15 protein-coding genes are annotated in these 15,148 nt (G+C 67.8%); 7 read left to right on the plus strand and 8 right to left on the minus strand.

Translation table 11 applies throughout. The features are described 5' to 3' along the window. Positions 1-352 precede the first annotated feature (352 nt). Positions 353-1,039, minus strand: coding sequence for an HNH endonuclease (locus D5S18_RS27975; RefSeq protein ID WP_239004053.1), 687 nt, complete (start codon positions 1,037-1,039; stop codon positions 353-355). 193 nt (positions 1,040-1,232) lie between these two features. Between D5S18_RS27975 and D5S18_RS27980 the strand changes: the two genes are divergently transcribed. From D5S18_RS27980 to D5S18_RS27995, 4 genes are all read left to right on the plus strand, one after another. Beyond that, positions 1,233-1,637: a globin gene (locus D5S18_RS27980; RefSeq protein ID WP_120044491.1), complete on the plus strand. Its 405-nt coding sequence runs from the start codon at positions 1,233-1,235 to the stop codon at positions 1,635-1,637. Between the two features lie 183 nt (positions 1,638-1,820). After that, entirely contained in the window at positions 1,821-3,401 is a 1,581-nt protein-coding gene (locus D5S18_RS27985) for a glycoside hydrolase family 13 protein (RefSeq protein WP_439651181.1), read from the plus strand. A 61-nt stretch (positions 3,402-3,462) separates the two neighbouring features. Continuing rightward, entirely contained in the window at positions 3,463-3,735 is a 273-nt protein-coding gene (gene ctaJ / locus D5S18_RS27990; RefSeq protein WP_120044493.1) for an aa3-type cytochrome oxidase subunit CtaJ, read from the plus strand. Next, positions 3,722-4,186, plus strand: a complete 465-nt coding sequence (locus D5S18_RS27995) for a DUF5130 domain-containing protein (protein ID WP_120044118.1) — start codon at positions 3,722-3,724, stop codon at positions 4,184-4,186. The genes ctaJ and D5S18_RS27995 overlap by 14 nt, the downstream gene beginning before the upstream one ends. A gap of 54 nt (positions 4,187-4,240) precedes the next feature. Here the strand turns inward: D5S18_RS27995 and pepN are convergent, their stop codons facing one another. Then, a complete protein-coding gene (pepN, locus tag D5S18_RS28000) occupies positions 4,241-6,811 on the minus strand; it encodes an aminopeptidase N (RefSeq protein WP_120044119.1) in 2,571 nt (856 codons plus the stop codon). 219 nt (positions 6,812-7,030) lie between these two features. On the opposite strand from pepN, the gene D5S18_RS28005 reads away from it, so the two are divergent. Beyond that, positions 7,031-7,855 carry a phosphoribosylaminoimidazolesuccinocarboxamide synthase gene (locus tag D5S18_RS28005; RefSeq protein ID WP_120044120.1) on the plus strand — a complete coding sequence of 275 codons (825 nt, stop codon included), beginning with the start codon at positions 7,031-7,033 and terminating at the stop codon, positions 7,853-7,855. A gap of 159 nt (positions 7,856-8,014) precedes the next feature. Here the strand turns inward: D5S18_RS28005 and D5S18_RS28010 are convergent, their stop codons facing one another. The 4 genes from D5S18_RS28010 to D5S18_RS28025 all read right to left on the minus strand — a co-directional run bounded on the left by D5S18_RS28010 (position 8,015) and on the right by D5S18_RS28025 (position 11,459). Next, the gene (locus D5S18_RS28010; RefSeq protein ID WP_120044121.1) at positions 8,015-8,488 is read right to left on the minus strand and encodes an NUDIX hydrolase; all 474 of its coding nucleotides are present in this window, start codon (positions 8,486-8,488) and stop codon (positions 8,015-8,017) included. A 74-nt stretch (positions 8,489-8,562) separates the two neighbouring features. Next, the gene (locus D5S18_RS28015) at positions 8,563-9,765 is read right to left on the minus strand and encodes an RNA polymerase sigma factor (RefSeq protein ID WP_120044122.1); all 1,203 of its coding nucleotides are present in this window, start codon (positions 9,763-9,765) and stop codon (positions 8,563-8,565) included. Positions 9,766-9,771: 6 nt separating this feature from the next. Then, positions 9,772-10,173: a YciI family protein gene (locus D5S18_RS28020; protein WP_120044123.1), complete on the minus strand. Its 402-nt coding sequence runs from the start codon at positions 10,171-10,173 to the stop codon at positions 9,772-9,774. Between the two features lie 71 nt (positions 10,174-10,244). Further along, positions 10,245-11,459 (minus strand): NAD(P)/FAD-dependent oxidoreductase, encoded by a 1,215-nt coding sequence (locus D5S18_RS28025; RefSeq protein ID WP_120044494.1) that lies wholly within the window; start codon positions 11,457-11,459, stop codon positions 10,245-10,247. A gap of 182 nt (positions 11,460-11,641) precedes the next feature. Here D5S18_RS28025 and D5S18_RS28030 point away from each other — a divergent pair, with 182 nt between their 5' ends. Both D5S18_RS28030 and D5S18_RS28035 read left to right on the plus strand, forming a co-directional pair. Further along, on the plus strand, positions 11,642-12,283 hold the full coding sequence (locus tag D5S18_RS28030) for a mycothiol-dependent nitroreductase Rv2466c family protein (RefSeq protein WP_120044124.1): 642 nt from the start codon (positions 11,642-11,644) through the stop codon (positions 12,281-12,283). 45 nt (positions 12,284-12,328) lie between these two features. Beyond that, positions 12,329-12,802, plus strand: coding sequence for a ribose-5-phosphate isomerase (locus tag D5S18_RS28035; RefSeq protein WP_120044125.1), 474 nt, complete (start codon positions 12,329-12,331; stop codon positions 12,800-12,802). Positions 12,803-12,818: 16 nt separating this feature from the next. Here D5S18_RS28035 and D5S18_RS28040 read toward each other — a convergent pair whose 3' ends face one another. Beyond that, positions 12,819-13,631, minus strand: a complete 813-nt coding sequence (locus D5S18_RS28040; RefSeq protein WP_120044126.1) for an Fpg/Nei family DNA glycosylase — start codon at positions 13,629-13,631, stop codon at positions 12,819-12,821. An 85-nt stretch (positions 13,632-13,716) separates the two neighbouring features. Continuing rightward, positions 13,717-14,670: a GGDEF domain-containing protein gene (locus D5S18_RS28045; protein WP_120044127.1), complete on the minus strand. Its 954-nt coding sequence runs from the start codon at positions 14,668-14,670 to the stop codon at positions 13,717-13,719. Positions 14,671-15,148 lie beyond the last annotated feature (478 nt).

The raw sequence follows: 15,148 nt of genomic DNA on the forward strand, positions 1-15,148 counted from the left end.
CGTCAAACGCGCCATCTCCAAACACCGCGCCAAAGGCGACATCGACCGCAACAGCTACAAAACGCAGATCAGCATCCACATCCTGCCGGGTTGACAACCCGGCAGGATCGCTAACTGAGCGGCATTGCACCTAGGGCCTGTGTCGGAGTCTCATTCGGATGCATCCGTGGCTCAGCTCGTCGTCTGGCAAGGCGGAGGAGTTCCCGATACCGGGGTTGTATCGGGGGCGACGACAACGCGGCCAGGCGGCGAGCTGGGCCGCGGAGGCGCCGGATGAGACTCCGGCACAGGCCCTAGGGCGTACCGCCGCCTTCGCTCCGGTCATGCGCAGGTCTGAGGATGGCTGCGCCCACTAAGCCGCGCCCTCGCCCAGGTATTGCAACCACACCGGATCCAGTTCGGAGGTGGTGGACAGCAACCGCCAGTGTGGACCCTTCGGGGAGACCAGCGGCGAGTGCAAGGTCCAACCCAGCTCGGCGAGGAGTTTGTCGGCTTTACGGTGATTGCACGGCGCGCAACTGGCGACGCAGTTCTCCCAGGAATGCTCCCCGCCCCGACTGCGCGGGATGACATGGTCGATGGTCTCGGCCTTGCCGCCGCAATAGCCGCAGCGGTAGCGGTCGCGGTGCATGAGGGCGGCGCGGGTCATCGGCACCCTGGCCCGATACGGGACCCTGACGTAGGTGCGCAGACGGATGACCGAAGGAATGGCGACGGCGGATCCGGCCGAATGGACCACCGACCCGTCGGGGTCGTGGTGCACGGCATCGGCCTTGTCGCAGATGAGCAGGACCACCGCACGGCGCGCGGAAAGGGCGGTGAGAGGTTCGTAGGTGGCGTTGAGCAGAAGCACCCGGCGCTTCAACCAGCTGTGCTGGGACGGCGGCGGGGTGCTGGGATGGTGGTCTTGCGGCCCCGGATAATGATCGGACAGGATGCGCAACGGAGTAGCCCCCGACCCACGGTTGTGGACGTCGGCGGGCTGGAGTTGTCGATGCGTACGCGCCTCATGTGACTTGGCGCCGTGCCGCTGCTTCATCTGAACCTCAATTTCATGATTGGCAGGATCATGTGGTATTCGGGCAGAGACTGCCACCCAGTTGACCATGGAACGGCGGGGAATGCACGGTGATTTCGCGCAATGTCCGGTGAACCTTGGTTGAAGAGCCGCTCGTTCGTGATACGGCACAATGGACGCCGGCGGGTGTTCTACCCAGGGAATCGAGAGGTGTATGACTGCGCGAGAGCAGACGGCTGCTTCATTCTATGAGGCGGTGGGAGGTGCCGAGACATTCCACAAGCTTGTCGCCGCGTTCTACCGCGAGGTAGCGACAGACGAGATCCTACGTCCCATCTACCCCGAGGAAGACCTCGGGCCTGCCGAGCGCCGGATGCGGATGTTCCTCGAACAGTACTGGGGCGGCCCCCGCACCTACTCCGATGAGCGCGGTCATCCCCGGCTGCGGATGCGGCACATGCCCTTCAGTATCGGCCCGATCGAGCGCGACGCGTGGTTGCGCTGCATGCGTATCGCGGTGGCCGAGATCGGCCCCGACGTTCTCGACGACGCGCATCGCCGCCAGTTGCTCGACTATTTGGAGATGGCGGCCAACTCACTGATGAACGCGCCGCTCTGAACACGCGACGCGCCGGATCGTCCGAAATTTGCTGAGCCGCCGGTGTCGAGCCGCATCGGCCGACTACACCGGTGGCACTGCGGTTTTCGATCCGACCATTCGGGATGCTGACGGTTTGCGGAAATCGGAAGCGATTGCCGCCCATCCGGGAATTTGTCGGAGCGTCCTGGCACTATTACGACTGTGACACAGACTTCCGCCGTGCCGCCGTGGTGGCGATCGGCCGTGTTCTACCAGGTCTATCCGAGATCGTTCGCGGATTCCACCGGGAACGGTGTCGGGGACCTGGTCGGCATCCGAGACAGGCTCGGCTATCTGGAACTCCTCGGCGTCGATGCGCTGTGGATCTGCCCGATCACCCGCTCGCCGATGGCCGACGGCGGCTACGACGTGGCCGACCCGCGCGATATCGATCCCCTCTTCGGCGGTCTCACCGCATTGGACGAGTTGATCGAGGAGGCGCACGAGCGCGGCATCAAGGTCACGATGGACCTGGTCCCCAATCACACCAGCAGCGAACACCCCTGGTTCATCGAGGCTTTGGCCGCGCCGCCCGGTAGTCCGGAGCGCGCCCGCTACCACTTCCGCGACGGTCTCGGTCCCGACGGATCGCTCCCGCCGAACAATTGGCCCAGTATCTTCGGCGGTCCGGCCTGGACGAGGGTCACCGAATCCGACGGTGCGCCGGGTCAGTGGTATCTGCACCTGTTCGCGCCCGAGCAGCCGGACGTCAACTGGGACAACCAGGAAGTCTGGCTGGATTTCGAGAAGACGCTGCGCTTCTGGCTCGACCGTGGCGTCGACGGCTTCCGCCTCGATGTGGCGCACGGGATGGCCAAACCCGAGGGCCTGCCCGATATGGCGGCGGTGGCCTCCGGTGTGCTGGCCCACCTGGACGACAACGACCCGCGTTTCAATCATCGCGGCGTGCACGAGATCCACCGTCGCATCCGCCGTGTCCTGGACGAATACCCGAATGCCGTGGCCATCGGCGAGGTCTGGGTGGACGACAACGACCGCTTCGGCGAGTACGTTCGCCCCGACGAACTGCATCTGGCCTTCAATTTCCGTCTCGCCGAGACGCCGTTCGAGGCCGACGCGGTGCGCGACGCGATCGAGAATTCGCTCGCCGCCGTGGCGGGCGTCGGCGCGAGTCCCACGTGGACGCTGTCCAATCACGATGTGCCGCGCGAGGTCACCCGCTTCGGTGGCGGCGTGGTCGGGCTGGCCAGGGCGCGCGCCATGATGCTGGTCGAGTTGGCGCTGCCCGGCGCGGTTTTCGTCTACAACGGGGCCGAGTTGGGTCTGCCGAATGTCGACGATCTGCCCGAGGACGCGCTGCGCGATCCCACCTGGGAGCGGTCCGGTCATACGGTGCGCGGTCGGGACGGGTGTCGGGTGCCGCTGCCGTGGGAGGGGCCGGAGCCGCCGTTCGGGTTCACCACCGGTCGGGCCTGGTTGCCGCAGCCGTCGCAGTGGGCCGAACTCACCGTCGAGGCGCAACTCGAACAGCTGGACTCCACGCTGTCGCTGTATCGCGCGGCCATCGAATTGCGCGGTGCGCGACCGGAATTCGCCGGTCCGACTCTCGACTGGTACGGCAGTCCCTCGGGTTGTCTCGCCTTCCGGCGGCCCGGTGGGTTGATCTGTGTGCTCAATGCCTCGCCGGTGCCGGTGGCGCTGCCGCCGGGGCAGGTGGTGCTGGCCAGTGCCCCGGTCGACGGTCTGAGTCTGCCCCCGGATGCCGCCGCCTGGCTGATGTGAAGCACCGACACGATTCCAGCCGGTGGCGGAACTACTACACAGCATCGTCTACCGTTGGTCCGTGAGCATTCTCGAGACAGTGCTGATCTTCGCCGGTATCCCGCTGGTGGTCTATGGCGTGATCGCCGGATTGTCGTTTCTCGGTAAGCCGCTCGCCGGTGCCAAGCCGACCCACTACGACCTGGGTCAGAAGTGGACGGCCGCGCCGGTGCTGTGGAGCGCGACCGATGAGGTGACCGGTTCCGGTCACCATGACGTGTCGCATGGTTCGCATGCGGCAATCGAATCCGCCGCGGCGGAACTGATCGGAGGCCGGGCAAGTGGCAAGTTCTAAATGGCCCGCGGTGGTCGAGGCCGATCTGCCGCACGGATACGTGATCACCAGCAGCGGTCGGGTATCGGGTGTGCACGAGGCGGGCAAGGTGTTCGTCGAGGCCCCGTTCAGCGATACCGAGCGGCTGATGATGGACAACGTCCTCACCGAGGCCACCAGGGCGACGAAAGTGCGCTTCACCATCTACATCGGTGATCTCGGCGGCGATCCGGCCGCCGGTGCCGACGCGCTGTTCCCGCGCACGCTCGAGGCGGCCCGCTCGGTGCTCATCGCGGTCTCCCCGAACGAGCACGCGATCGAGGTGCGTTCCGGTGCCGAGGTGGCCGACCGGGCCAATGACAGGGTGTGCCAGTTGGGCGTCACCGCCGCGTTGAGCTCGATCCGGCAGGGGCAGCTCATCGACGGGCTGATCTCCGCCGTGCGGGTGATGGCCGCCGCGATCGGGCGCTGAGATCGAGTAGCACCGGACGGGCGCGACCACCGCGGTGGTCGCGCCCGTCGGCGTTCAGGCCTGGTCGAAGGCCCGTGCCCGCAGCGAGCGCTCGATACCCGCCTTACCTTCCAGCACGAGCCGCCTCAGGGCAGGCGGGTGATCACCGCCGAGGAATTTGTCGGCGATGGCCACCGCCTCCTCGGTGATGGCCCAGCTCGGGTACAGCCCGACCACCACGGTCTGGGCGACCTCGCTGGAGCGCCGCTCCCAGACGCCCGCCACCTCGGCGAAGTACCGCTCGACATAGGGTGCGAGCAGGTCGGCTTGACCGTTGGGGGCGAAGCCGGTGACGATGGCGCGCACCGTGATATTCGGCAGCGCATCGTCGAATACGGCTGTCTGCCAGGCCTGTTCCTTCACCTCGGCGATCGGGCGCGTGGTCGCGGCGGTCGCCGCCAGCCGCTTGCCCGCCGCGGTGGGATCCTTCGCCAGTTCGGCATCGATGACCGGATGCGCGATGCCCTCGGCATCGATACTGCCCGCGGCGGCGAGTGCGATGACCACCCGCCAGCGCAGATCGGTGTCCACCGAAAGGCCGCCCAGCCCGACCGCGGTCGGATCGCCGTCGAGCAGGGTGCGCAGCACCTCGATATGCCGGGCTTCGAGCCGCGAGCCGAGCAGCCCGTTGACGAAGGCCAGTTGATGATCCGATCCGGCCTCGGCGGCGCGGGCCAGTTCCAGCAGCCGGTCGGCGTATTCGGGCCAACCGGTCGCGGCGGCCCACTGCGGATCGGCGTAGGAGCCGATGGCGGTATTGGCCTGCATGAGCAGCCGCTGCACCACGCCGACCTCGGATTCCGCGCCGATGCCGCGCTGCACCAGCGCCACGAAATCGCGGGCGCGGAATTCGGCCTGCCTGGTCATCTCCCAGGCGGCCGACCAGGCCAGGGTGCGGGGGAGCGGATCGGCGATATCGCCGATCCGCTTGATCAGGACGTCCAGGGATTCGGCGTCGAGGCGCACCGAGCAATAGGTGAGGTCGTCATCGTTGACCAGCACGAATTTCCCGCGCGGCACGCCGACCAGCTCCGGCACCTCGGTACGTTCGGTCGGGTCGATATCGAGCTCGACGCGCTTGGTGCGCACCAGCTTTCCATCCTGGTCGTCGTAGACGCCGATGGCGAGGCGATGCACCCGCCGCTCGCCCGCGCCCGGCTCCGCACCGCCCTGCAGCACCGCGAAGGAGGTGAAATTCCCGGCGGCGTCCACGGTGAACTCGGGGCGCAGGATATTCAGGCCCGTGGTCTTGAGCCACTGCGCGCCCCAGGTGGACAGGTCGCGGCCGGAAGCCTTCTCCAGCGCGCCGAGCAGATCGTCGAAGGTCGCGTTGGCGAAGGCGTGGTCGTCGAAGTAGGTCCGCAGGCCGCGCAGGAACGGGTCCAGTCCGACGTAGGCCACCAGTTGCTTGAGCACGCTCGCGCCCTTGGCGTAGGTGATGCCGTCGAAGTTGACCTCCACCGCCGCCAGATCCGGGATGTCGGCGGCGATCGGGTGGGTGGAGGGCAGTTGATCCTGGCGGTAGGCCCAGGACTTCTCCGCATTGGCGAAAGTGGTCCAGGCGCTGGCGTATTCGGTCGCGTCCGCCTGGCACAGCACCGAGGCGAAGGTGGCGAAGGATTCGTTGAGCCACAGGTCGTCCCACCACCGCATGGTGACCAGGTCGCCGAACCACATGTGCGCCATCTCGTGCAGCAACGTCTCGGCGCGGCGCTCGTAGGAGGCGCGGGTCACCTTGGAGCGGAAGACGTAGTCCTCCAGGTAGGTCACCGCGCCGACATTCTCCATCGCGCCCGCGTTGAACTCCGGGACGAACAGCTGGTCGTACTTGTCGAAGGCGTAGGGCACGCCGAAGCTGGCGTGGTAGAAGCCGAATCCCTGCTTGGTCTCGGTGAAGAGGCGTTCGGCGTCCATGTACGGGGCGAGCGAGGCGCGGCAGTAGATGCCGAGCGGGATGGCGCCGTGCTCGTCGGTGTAGGTGTCGGTCCACTCGGCGTACGGACCCGCGATGAGCGCGACCAGGTAGGTGGACATGGGCTTGGTGGTGGCGAAGACGAATTTGCCCGAATCGCGCTGCGCGAGCGCGCCATTCGAGATGACCCGCCAGTCCTCGGGCGCGGCGACGGCGATATCGAAGCTCGCCTTGAGATCGGGCTGGTCGAAGCAGGCGAACATGCGCTTGGCATCGGCGGTCTCGAACTGCGAGTACAGGTAGACGGCCTCGTCGGTCGGGTCGACGAAACGGTGCAGGCCTTCACCGGTATTGGAGTACTCGCAGTCGGCCTCGACCACCAGTTCGTTGCGCTCGGCCAAATCGGTCAGCGCGAGCCCCTTTTCGGGGTCGTAGCCGGAGACATCCAGCGCGTTTCCGTTCAGCACGGCCGAACGCACACCGCGGGCGACGATATCGATGAAGGTCTGTGCGCCCGCGGTGGCCGTGAAGGTGACGGCGCTGCGCGAAAGGAAGGTCTGCTCGCCCGGCTTACCGGCGCCATCGGTGAGGTCCAGGTCGACGCGGTAGTTCTCGACCCGCACGGTCGCGGCGCGCTCGGTCGCCTGGTCGCGAGTCAGGTTCGGTGCGGACAAATGGGGCTCCTTCGTGGTCGAAGAACTGGGCCGGGCGGTCGCTCACCGGGGTGGGGTGAGCCCGCGCGGGAGTTTCTGCGTCAACCCTAGCCATCCCAACCGGCTTGTTGCCGCTTGTTATCCACAGGCAGGCTCTTCGCGGACACCGCGCGAATCGCACCGCTGTGTTCGGCGGTAAGGTTCCCGCATCGGGATTCGGAACTGAAGAGAGGACCGACGTTGAAGCATGTGCACGCCGGGAAGGTGCGCGACCTGTACGAGGATGGCGAGAGCCTGCTGCTGGTCGCCTCGGACCGGGTCTCGGTCTACGACGTCGTACTGCCCACGCCGATCCCGGACAAGGGTGCGCTGCTGACCCAGTTGTCGAACTGGTGGTTCGATTTCTTCGCCGACGTGCCCAATCACGTGCTGTCCGCCACCGATGTCCCGGCCGAGTTCGCCGGGCGCGCGGTGCGGGTCAAACCGCTGAAGATGGTGCAGGTCGAGTGCATCGCGCGCGGGTACCTGGTCGGGCTCGGTCTGCGGGAGTACCAGCGCACCGGCGCGGTCTCCGGTGTCGCGCTGCCGCCCGGTCTGGTCGAGGGCGACAAATTGCCGGAGCCGATCTTCACACCCACCACCAAGGCCTCCGAAGGGCATGACGAGTTCATCACTTTCGACGAGGTGATCGCTCAGGAAGGGCGCGAGGTTGCCGAGCGGCTGCGCGCGCTGACCTTGGAGATCTACTCGCGCGGCGCGGCGCACGCGGCCGAGCGCGGGGTCATCATCGCCGATACCAAGCTCGAATTCGGTTGGGACGGTGAGCTGCTCACCCTCGGTGACGAGGTGCTGACCTCGGACTCCTCCCGCTTCTGGCCCGCCGCCGAATGGCAGCCCGGTGGGGCGCAGCGCTCCTTCGACAAGCAGTTCGTGCGCGACTGGTCCACTTCCACCGGCTGGAATCAGGAACCGCCCGGTCCGGAGATCCCGGCCGACGTGGTGGCCGCCACGCGCGCCCGCTACGTCCAGGCCTACGAGCTCATCACCGGACGCACCTGGGCCTAGGGCCTGTGTCGGAGTCTCATCCGGCGCCTCCGTGGCTCAGCTCGCCGCCTGGCCGCGTTGTCGTCGTCCCCGAGACAACCCCGGTATCGGGAACTCCTCCGCCTTGCCAGGCGACGAGCTGAGCCACGGATGCATCCGAATGAGACTTCGGCACAGGCCCTAGATCGCTTCCGCGAGCCGTTGCAGCAGCGGCCGCTGACCGCTGCCGAGCTTGTCGGCGGCGGTGGTCGGATCGAACCAGGCGGCGCGGTCCAACTCCGGGAATTCGGTTCGCACACCGGATTTGGGCGGCCACTCCATTTCGAAGGTGCCCGGCACCACGGTAGCCGGATCGAGATCGGCCTCGATGGCCCAGGTGGACAGCTGCTTTCGGCTCTTGCCGCTGCCGTAGGTCACCTCCCCGAGCGGCAGCCAGGCGCCCGCAGGCACCGGAAGGCCCAGTTCTTCGGTGAATTCGCGGGCCGCCGCATCCCGCGCGGATTCCGCGTCCGGATCGTATTCGCCCTTCGGAATGGACCACGCGCCGCTGTCCTTGCGCGCCCAGAAGGGGCCGCCCAGGTGGCCGAGCAGCACCTCGATCGCGGCGTCCGTGCGGCGGAACAGCAGGATGCCCGCGCTGAATTTGGCTGCCATATCCGGCAGTGTAGGGCCTGTGTCGGTGTCCCATCCGGAGGCGCCGGATGGGACACCGACACAGGCCCTATGGGTCAGCGGGAGCGGAGTTGCGCGGCGCGGATCATCAGGTAGTCGCGTTCGGCGATGCTGGTGGTGCGGCCCGCCGCCGCGAGGTAATCGGAAATGGCGGCCCGATAGTCGCCCGCCATCTCGTGCAGATGCCCGCGCACGGCGGGCAGCCGGTGCGTGCCCGCCAATTGATCGGCGAGTTCGGCGGTGAGCGCGAGCCCGGCGGCCGGGCCGTGCACCATGGCCAGCGCGACCGCGCGATTGAGCGTCACCATCGGATTCGGCGTGCGGCGTTCGATCATGGTGTACAGGGCCAGGATTCGCGACCAGTCGGTGTCCTCGGCGCGTGGGGCTCTGGCGTGCAGCGCCGCTATCGCCGCCTGAATCTGATACGGGCCGTTGAGTCCGTGCCCGAGCGTGCCCGTCACCAAGCGCACGCCCTCGGTGATCATGGTGCGATCCCACTTGGTGCGGTCCTGCTCGATGAGCGGGATCAGCTCGCCGTGCGCACCGGTGCGGGCCGCGTGGCGGGCGTCGGTGAGCAGCATGAGCGCGAGCAGTCCGGTGACCTCGGTATCGTCCGGTCGCAGCTCGCGCACGGCGCGGGTCAGGCGGATCGCCTCGGCGGCGAGGTCGGCGCGGCGCAGATCCGGACCGGAAGTGCTGGTGTGTCCCTCGGTGAAGATCAGATACAGCACGTGCAGGACCGCGCCGAGCTGCCACTGCTGTCCACCCGGTCGCGCGAATGGTCGTTCCAGTGTGGCGAGCTTCCGCTTGGCCCTGGTGATGCGCTGGGCCATGGTCGATTCCGGCAGCAGGAAGGCGCGGGCGATCGCGGCGGTATCCAGTCCACCGACCGCCCGCAGGGTCAGCGCGATCGCGCTCGCGGGGGACAGGGCCGGATGACAGCAGAGCACGAACATGGCCAGGGAGTCATCGCGGTCGGATACTTCGGCGTCGGGCGCCTCCCGCTCGAAAGCGACCGTCTCCCGGCGTCTTCGGGCCACTTCGGCGCGCACCGCGTCGGTCATGCGGCGCTGGGCGACCTGAATGAGCCAGGCGCGCGGGTTGTCCGGGCGGCCCCGCGTCGGCCAGGTGGCGCCTGCCGCGACCATGGCTTCCTGGAGCGCGTCCTCCGCGGCGTCGAAATCGCCGAATCGGCGGGTCAACGTGCCGAGAACCTGCGGGGCGAGCGCACGCAGCAGGTCCTCGTCGCTCGGATCCACTCGCGGTCAGACCTCGTGGGGCGGCGCGGACATGAGCGCGCGCACCTCGATGTACTCCGCGACCGGCACCCCGCCGGGACCCGGCCCGGCCGAGGCCAGCGCGGCGATCTCGTAGGCACGCTCGGGCGAGTCGACGTCGATCATCCAGTAGCCGGCCAGGAACTCCTTGGTCTCCGGAAATGGGCCATCGGTGATGATCGGCGCGGAGCGCCCATCGGAGCTGACGATGCGCGCCTGCTCCGGACCGGCGAGCCCCTGCGCGTCGACGAACTCGCCCGACTGACGCAGTTGTTCGGCCAGGGCGAGCTGGAAGTCGATATGCGCCTTGATCTCCTCGGGCTCCCAATCGGGCAGGAAGGTGTCGCAGTTGCGGCTGGGCGCCCAGTGCTTGAGCAGGATGTACTTCATATCGATGCTCCTCCTGTAGGGGTGTTCGCCCCGTGGTCGGAGCTGTCCGTCCCGATTCGACCTATCGCCGACTACAGCGGCACCGAATCGTCGGCCAGCCGGGCCGGATCGACGGATTCGCGCGACAGGATGAGTTCCTTGATCCGCTCGGTCGCATCCCAGATATTGACATTCATCCCGGCCTGGACCCGGTTGGCGGCGTCGAGCCAGAACGCGACGAACTCGCGCTTGTCCATGTCGCCGCGAACCAGCACCCTGGTGGCCTCGGCCGCATCACCGGTGTACTCCATGCCCAGGTCGTATTGGTCGGTGAAGAAGTAGGGGAGTCGGTCGTAGCTCGCGACCCTGCCCAACATGGTCTGCGCCGCCACCGCGGGCTGGTTGAGGGCGTTGGCCCAGTGCTCCACCCGAATTCGCCGACCGTAGAACGGATGCTGCTGCTCGGCGATATCGCCGACCGCGACGATATTCGGATCGCTGGTGACCAGGGTGTCGTCGACCAGAACCCCGCCCGCCACCGCCAGACCCGCCGAGCGAGCCAGGTCGAGATTGGGCGCCGCGCCCACCGCGAGCAACACCGCGTCGGCGGCGATCACCTCGCCATCGGCCAGCCGGACGCCGGTGGCCACCCGACCGTCGACCACGATCTCGGCCACCTCGGCGTTCAGGCGCAGATCGACACCGTGCTCGCGATGCAGTTCGGCGAAGACCGCGCCCATCTGCGGGCCGAGCGCCGCGAGCAGCGGTTGCGCGGCGGCCTCCACGATCGTCACCGCCACCCCGGCCGCCCTGGCGGCCGCCGCCACTTCCATACCGATCCAGCCCGCCCCGACGATCGCCAATCGCCGCGCGCCGCCGAACAATTCGATCAGCGTGTCGGAATCCTCGATGGTGCGCAGCGTGTAGACATTGGGCGCGTCGGCCCCCGCGATCGGCAGGCGCCGCGGTGTCGAACCCGTGGCCAAGGCCAATTTGTCGTAGCGCAGCGTCGACCCGTCGGGCAGTGTGACCGCTTTGGTCCGCGCGTCGACGGCCTCGATCGTCGCGCCCAAACGCACGTCGACATGATGGTCGCGATACCACTGCGGGGATTCGACGGTGAACTCCGCGAACGACTTCTTCCCGAGCAGATGCTCCTTCGACAGCGGCGGTCGCTCATAGGGGAGATGTTCCTCGGCGGTGAGCAGCGTGAGCGCGCCCGCGAAATCGGCGCCGCGCAGGGCCTGCGCCAGCTTGGCCGCGGCCAGTCCGCCGCCGACAATGACGAATTGCTGCTCGGAGGTCATATCCGGCTCCCGTCGGTCGCTGGTATCCAGTGCCGACAACCCTACTGGCGCGACCGGTCCGAATCCGGCGTTCCGTAGGGGATTCGGGTGATCGGATCCGGGGAACGAATCCGGACGCGCCGTGGTTGGTTTGGAATGGCGTCGGCGTGTCCGCCGGGCCCACCTGATCGAGAGGACCCCTGGTGAGCGACAGCACCAAAAATGTAGCCGACTTCTGGTTCGACCCCCTGTGCCCGTGGTGCTGGATCACCTCGCGCTGGATCCTCGAGGTCGAGCAGGTGCGCGATATCGAGGCCCGATTCCACGTCATGAGCCTGTCGGTCCTCAACGAGCACCGCGAGGAGTTGCCCGAGGCATACCGGGAACTGCTCGCGACGGGATGGGGGCCGGTGCGCGTACTCATCGCCGCCGCCCAGCAGCACGGTGACAAGGTGCTGCTCCCGCTCTACACCGCGATGGGCACCCGCATCCACAATCGGCGCGAGGAATACGCGCGCCCCACCCGCCAGGAGAAGTTGGCGGCGGTCATCGTCGACGCCCTCGCCGAGGTCGGTCTGCCCGCCGAATTGGCCGCGGCCGCCGAGAGCACCGACTACGACGCCGCACTGCGTGCCAGCCATCACGCGGGTATGGACAAGGTCGGCCCCGACGTCGGCACCCCCACCATCCACATCAATGGCACCGCCTTCTTCGGGCCGGTCCTGTCCCGCATCCCGCGCGGTGAGCAGGCGGGCAAACTCTGGGACGCCTCGGTGACCCTGGCCGACTACCCGCACTTCTTCGAACTCAAGCGGACCCGCACCGAGGACCCGGCCTTCGACTGAGTCCCCCCGGCATGGCTCGGCAACCCGCCTGACACAATGCGTGCCATGCGCGTATACCTGGGTGCCGACCATGCCGGTCTCGAATTGAAGAATCACGTCAAGGCCCATCTGGAGCAGGCCGGTCACGACGTAGTGGACTGCGGCGCACTGGAATACGACGCCCAAGACGACTACCCGGCCTACTGCATCGAGGCCGCCCGCCGCACCGTCGCCGATCCGGGCAGCCTCGGCCTGGTCTTCGGTGGCAGCGGCAACGGTGAGCAGATCGCCGCCAACAAGGTGCCCGGCGCCCGCTGCGCCCTGGCCTGGAGCGTGCAGACCGCCCAGCTCGCCCGCGAGCACAACAATGCCCAGTTGATCGGCATCGGCGGCCGCATGCACAGCACCGAGGAGGCGCTGGCCATCGTGGACGCCTTCGTCACCACCGCCTGGTCCGGCGAGGAGCGCCATCAGCGCCGCATCGACATCCTCGCGGAGTACGAGAAGACGGGTGTCGCCCCCGCCGTTCCCGCGTACTGATGCTGCCCCCCGCCTGTCAATGCGGCTGACAGGCGGGGCACCAGAACAGGTTTCGGGACGCCATGACCGCGTGGACGACGGTGGCGCCACACAGGCGGCATGGCTCGCCCGCCCGGCGGTAGACATAAGTGCGGGGGCGGTCGGCGGTATAGGACGGGGCGCCGTGGTCGTGTTCGGGGCGTACCACGTGCATCACGCCGCGCCGGACGCCGACTTTCATCAACTCGACCAGGTCCAGCCACAAAGCATCCCATTCGGTGCGGCTCAGGGACTTTCCCTGGCGGTGCGGTGAGATGTCGTGGCGGAAGAGGACTTCGGCGCGATAGACGTTGCCGACTCCCGCGATGATCGACTGGTCCATCAGCAGTGCGCCGATCGCGCGGGCCGAGCGGTGGATCCGCTGCCAGGCGCGCTCGGGGTCGGCGTCGCGGCGCAGCGGGTCGGGGCCGAGGCGCGCGGTGAGGCCGGCGACCTCCGGTTCGTGCAGCACCTCGCATGCCGTCGGGCCGCGCAGATCCGTCCCGCACAGCGGCCCCGCTTTGCCACTCCCGATCATGCGCATGCGCACCTGGCCGACGGGTTCGGCAGGCGGACCGGCGGATTCGGTGAACATGCCGTACAGACCGAGATGCACGTGCACGACCAGGCCCGACTCGTAGTGGTGCAGCAGATGCTTCCCCCACGCCTCGGATCTGACCAGCACCCGACCGTCGACCAGCGCCGCGCCCTCGGCGAAACGACCCTGCGGACTCGACACCCGAACCACACCGCCCGCGAAACTCCGCTGATGCGCGCGCGCCAACCGGTGCAGGGTATGTCCCTCGGGCATGCGCGCCGCTCACCTCATCCGCATCGGAGCCGAGCTCATCGGCATATCCCGGTATCAGCCCGACCAGGTTACCGATTCGCGAGACTCACCCCGCGACCGCGGCCTTGATCTCCTCCTCGGCGTCGGCGGGCACGAAACGCTTGCCGCCCGCGGTCTTGGCGGAGTACATGGCGCGGTCGGCTCGGCGGAGCAGATCCGTGAAATCGCAGGCGGTTCCGGGCCTGGAATAGGCGGTGCCGACACTCGCCGACACCGGAACCGGCCCCGCCGAGGACCACACCGGATCGCGCAGCGCCGAGACGATGCGATGGGCCAGGTCGCCCAGGTTATTGCGATGCGGGTTGACGGCGAGCACGAATTCGTCGCCGCCGTAACGGCAGATGACCGTATCGGGCGGGCACACCTCGCGCAGGCGGTTGGCCAACTCCACCAGGACCTCGTCGCCGATGGCGTGGCCGTAGCCGTCGTTGATCTGCTTGAACCGGTCCAGGTCGATCAGGAGCAGGCCGACGCCGCGCGTCGGGTCGGCGGCCATCAACCGCACCCGGTCCTGGAGCAGGGTGCGGTTGGCGAGGTCGGTAAGCGCGTCGTGGGTGGCCTCGTGCCGCAGGCGATGCTGCAGCGCCGCGATCTCGCGCACCCGCACGGAGACGGCGGCCGAGATGTTCTGCTCCTGTTGCTGTAGCGCGCGCTCCTGCAGCGCCTGCGCATAGCTGTCGATGGCCTGGCTGGCGACGAACGGCCAGCGCGTGGCGACCAGCGAACCGGGTGCGCCCGACGGAAAGCCCAGCAGCCAGCGGGTGGCCTGGGCCAGCATCCGAATCCGCTCGAAGGGCGCCTCGACCAGTCGGGCGCCGAGCGCGCGCGCCTCGATCACCGGAAAAGGTTCGTTCCTGGCCAGCACCAGCAGGCGCTCGACGATCTCGACCAGCACCGGTTCCAACTGGTCGGCGGACGCGCCGGAACCAGGTTCGGCGCACACCGCGCGCGCCCAGGCGCGACACATCTGCGCCACCGGAGGCTCGATGTCGGTCGACATCGAACTCACCCTGCGAGGGCGACGTTGGCCTCCGGATGCCCTGTGCTCACACAGGTGCCGGCGTCACCCCGATCGTTCCCACTGCTACGCGGTTGTGTCCACCTCGCTCGGCGCACGCTCACCGCCCCCTTTCCAGATACCCCCGTCCGGCAAAAAGGATCCTAGCAAGCCACTCGGCATCGAATAACGTCGTTTCATAACGTGTTCTCGACGCCCGGCGAATGGCGATCGGGTATGTCATCGTTCCTGTTGGTCGCGCGTTACAGAGAATTCGGGTTCGCCGTGTGATTGTCATCACCCCGTTCACCCTCGGCGGGCCTGCCGCGCCCCCTCGGAACGGGCATTCCGGTCACCGGTTCACTGCTTCGCGCCACCCACCGCATCGCCCCTGGCTTCGATAACCGGTGGTAGTCAGGGCTTGTCACCCGATCGGACCACTCTGGGCCAATCCTCGACCAATTGCAAACCGGCCGGTCCG

Source organism: Nocardia panacis (assembly GCF_003598715.1).
In the GTDB taxonomy this organism is placed as follows: Bacteria; Actinomycetota; Actinomycetes; order Mycobacteriales; family Mycobacteriaceae; genus Nocardia; species Nocardia panacis.